Genomic DNA, 3,180 nt, shown 5'->3' on the forward strand with positions numbered 1-3,180 from the left:
CAGCGGCCAGATCAAGGCCCTGTCGACGCAGCAGGTCGCCGCGCTGACGACCGCCCAGGTCAACACGATGGAAAGCGCCGACGTGCAGGCGCTGTCCACGCAGCAGATCGCCGCGCTCGAGCTCCGACCAGGTCGGCGCGCTGACCACCGAAGCGGTCGTGGCGCTGAGCTCGACGCAGGTCGCCGCGCTGACCAGCAAGCAGGTCGCCGGCCTGACCACCGACCAGATGGCCGCCCTGGAATCGGGTGACCTGAAGGCCCTGTCGACGGTGGCGCTGCGTGCGCTGACCAGCGACCAGCTGGGCGCCCTGGGCTCCGACCAGGTCGCCTCGCTGACGACGACGCAGGTCGCCGCGCTGACCACCGGCCAGGTGAGCACGCTCGCCAGCGACGACCTGAACGCGCTCACCAGCGCCCAGGTCCGCGCGCTGACGACGCAACAGGTCGCCGCGCTGACGACCACGCAGGTTTCCACGATGGAGAGCGCCGACGTCGCGGCCCTGAGCTCGCAACAGGTCCAGGCCCTGAGCTCGGCCCAGATCGGCGCGCTGAGCACCGAGGCGGTGATCGCGCTGAGCTCGGTCCAGGTGGCCGCGCTGAGCTCGGCCCAGGTCAAGGGCCTGACGACGGACCAGATGGCCGCGCTGGAGACCGGTGACCTGCGCTCGCTGTCCACGGTCGCCCTGCGCGCCCTGGCCACCGACCAGATCGAGGCGCTGGGCTCCGACCAGATCGCCGCGCTGACGACCGTCCAGGTCGCCGCGCTGACGACCGCGCAGATCGCCAACCTGAGCAGCGACGACCTGAACGCGCTGACCAGCGGCCAGATCCGCGCGCTGGGCAACAGCCAGCTGCAGGCCCTGACGACCACGCAGATCTCGACGATGACGACGGACGACGTCGCCGCGCTGAGCTCGGCGCAGCTGCAGGCCCTGGGCTCGGCCCAGATCGGCGCCCTGAGCACCGACGCGATCCAGGCGTTGAGCTCGTCGCAGGCGGCGGCCCTGAGCTCGGCCCAGGTCGACGGCCTGACCACCGACCAGATGGCGGCCTTCGAGTCGGCCGACCTGCGCAGCCTGAGCACGCTGGCGATCCGCTCGCTGGACAGCGCTCAACTGGAAGCGCTGGGCTCCGACCAGATCGCGGCGCTGACCACGCAGCAGGTCGCCGCGCTGAGCACGCTGCAGGTGAGCCAGCTGGCCACCGACGACGTGCAGGCGCTGACCTCGACGCAGGTCGTGGCGATGAGCTCGGCCCAGCTGAGCGCCTTCACCACCGACCAGGTGCAGGCGATCGACACCGGTGACCTGGCGGCGATCGCCAGCGGCAACCTGGTGGCCTTCGGCTCGGCGGACTTCGAGGCCTTCAGCTCGGACCAGATCCATGCGCTGACCTCGCAGCAGTGGAGCGCGGTGAGCGCGACGCAGGTGGCGGGCATCGAGACGGCCGACATCGCCTCGATCTCCACCGCCGGCATCCATGCGCTGAGCACCGCGGCGATCCACGCCTTCAGCACCGACCAGATCGCGGCGCTGACCAGCGACCAGGTCCATGAATTCAGCACCGCGCAACTGCGCGCGCTGGGCACGGACCAGATCGCGGCCATCACCACGGACGACATCGGCGCGCTGACCAGCACGCACTTCGGGACGATGACCTCGTCGCAGCTGCATGCGTTCACGACCGACCAGATCCTGGCGCTGGACTCGAGCGACATCCACGCGCTCACCTCGGTGCAGATCCAGGGCCTGTCGACCGACCAGATCGTGGCGATGACCTCCGACCAGTTCATCGGCTGGGACACGCAGGACCTGGCCAGCATGAGCATGGAGCAGGTGCTGGCGATGACCTCCGACCAGAAGGCCGGCTGGAGCGACGAGCAGATCAACGCCCACTTCATGGCCACGCCGATCATGCTGGACCTGGACGGCAACGGCATCCAGACGCTGGCAGCCAAGGACGGCGTGCACTTCGACCTCAACGCCACCGGTCACAACGACAAGTGGGGCTGGGTCGGCGGCAACGACGGCCTGCTGGTGATGGATCGCAACGGCAACGGCACGATCGACAGCGGCGCCGAGCTCTTCGGCTCGGGCACCACGGTCAACGGCCGCAAGGGCCTGGACGGCTTCGCCGCCCTCGCCTCGCTGGACGCCAACCATGACGGCCACATCAACGCCAAGGATGCGGACTTCAGCCACCTGCAGGTCTGGGTCGACGCCAACCACGACGGCAAGACGACGCGGGTGAACTCAAGTCGCTGACCGATCTGGGCATCGTCGACCTGAACCTGGGCGCGACCAAGGGCACGGACGTCGATCACGGCAACCTGATCGGCCTGGTGTCCAGCTACACCAAGGCGGACGGCACGACGAGCGAGATGTCCGACGTGTGGTTCACCAAGGACGGCGCGACGCAGCAGGTCCATGGCACGACGCGGGAAGCCGCGCCGCAGCTGGGCGACCTGCTCGCCCAGCCGGAAGCCAACCTGCTCGGCGGCGCGACGGCGCACACCGCGACGGCGGCCACGGCGGCCACCACCGCGGCGTCCACCGACGCGGTCAACCACGACGTGCTCAGCGCGGCCTACAAGAAGCTGCATGACGACGACCAGAACGGCGCTGTTCCGCTGATCTAAGCGGCAGTCCGGAACCGGGGGCCTCGCGCCCCCGGTTTGCCGTTTGCGGCCCTCGCCCGCGCGCCCCGCCGGCGTGGGCCGCAAACGACAGACCGCCAGGTTCCAGCAGTCCCCTCCCACCCCCATGGCCACCTTCGACGTCGGATCGCTCACTCCCGAGGAGATCGCAGCCCTCACCACCGCGCAGCTCGCCACGCTGACCGGGCCGGAGTGGGCCATGCTGAGCGCCGCCCAGGTGGTGGGCCTGACCACGCTGCAGGTGCATGCGCTGACCGCGCGGCAGCTCAACTATCTGGCCTCGGGCCAGCTCGCGGCGCTGGAGCTGCAGGACGTGCAGGCGCTCAACACCGGCGCGCTGCGGACACTGACCACCGCCTCGCTGGCCGCGCTGACCACCGACCAGATCCATGCGCTGACCACCGCGCAGATCCCGGCGCTGACGGTGGACCGGCTGCGCCGCATGGACAGCGACCAGTTCAGCGCGCTCGACAGCGCGCAGATCGCGGCGCTGTCCTCGGTGCAGGTGCGCGGCCTGGGCAGCG

The 3,180-nt window shown here is 70.2% G+C and carries 3 protein-coding genes and 2 pseudogenes; all 5 read left to right on the forward strand.

The annotated features are described in order from the left end of the window. A partial coding sequence (locus tag FUT87_RS31845) for a hypothetical protein (protein ID WP_222617266.1) occupies nt 1-250 on the forward strand: 250 nt, incomplete at its 5' end. Further along, nucleotides 135-464: pseudogene (locus FUT87_RS31850) on the forward strand (hypothetical protein); the annotation flags it as partial. The gene FUT87_RS31845 and the pseudogene FUT87_RS31850, both read left to right, overlap by 116 nt. A 12-nt stretch (nt 465-476) precedes the next feature. Further along, entirely contained in the window at nt 477-2,264 is a 1,788-nt protein-coding gene (locus FUT87_RS31100) for a hypothetical protein (RefSeq protein ID WP_404935438.1), read from the forward strand. 77 nt (nt 2,265-2,341) lie between these two features. Continuing rightward, entirely contained in the window at nt 2,342-2,638 is a 297-nt protein-coding gene (locus FUT87_RS24210) for a hypothetical protein (RefSeq protein ID WP_147242645.1), read from the forward strand. 124 nt (nt 2,639-2,762) lie between these two features. Then, nucleotides 2,763-3,180: pseudogene (locus FUT87_RS24215) on the forward strand (heme utilization protein); the annotation flags it as partial.

This window comes from Mitsuaria sp. TWR114 (genome assembly GCF_007997345.1).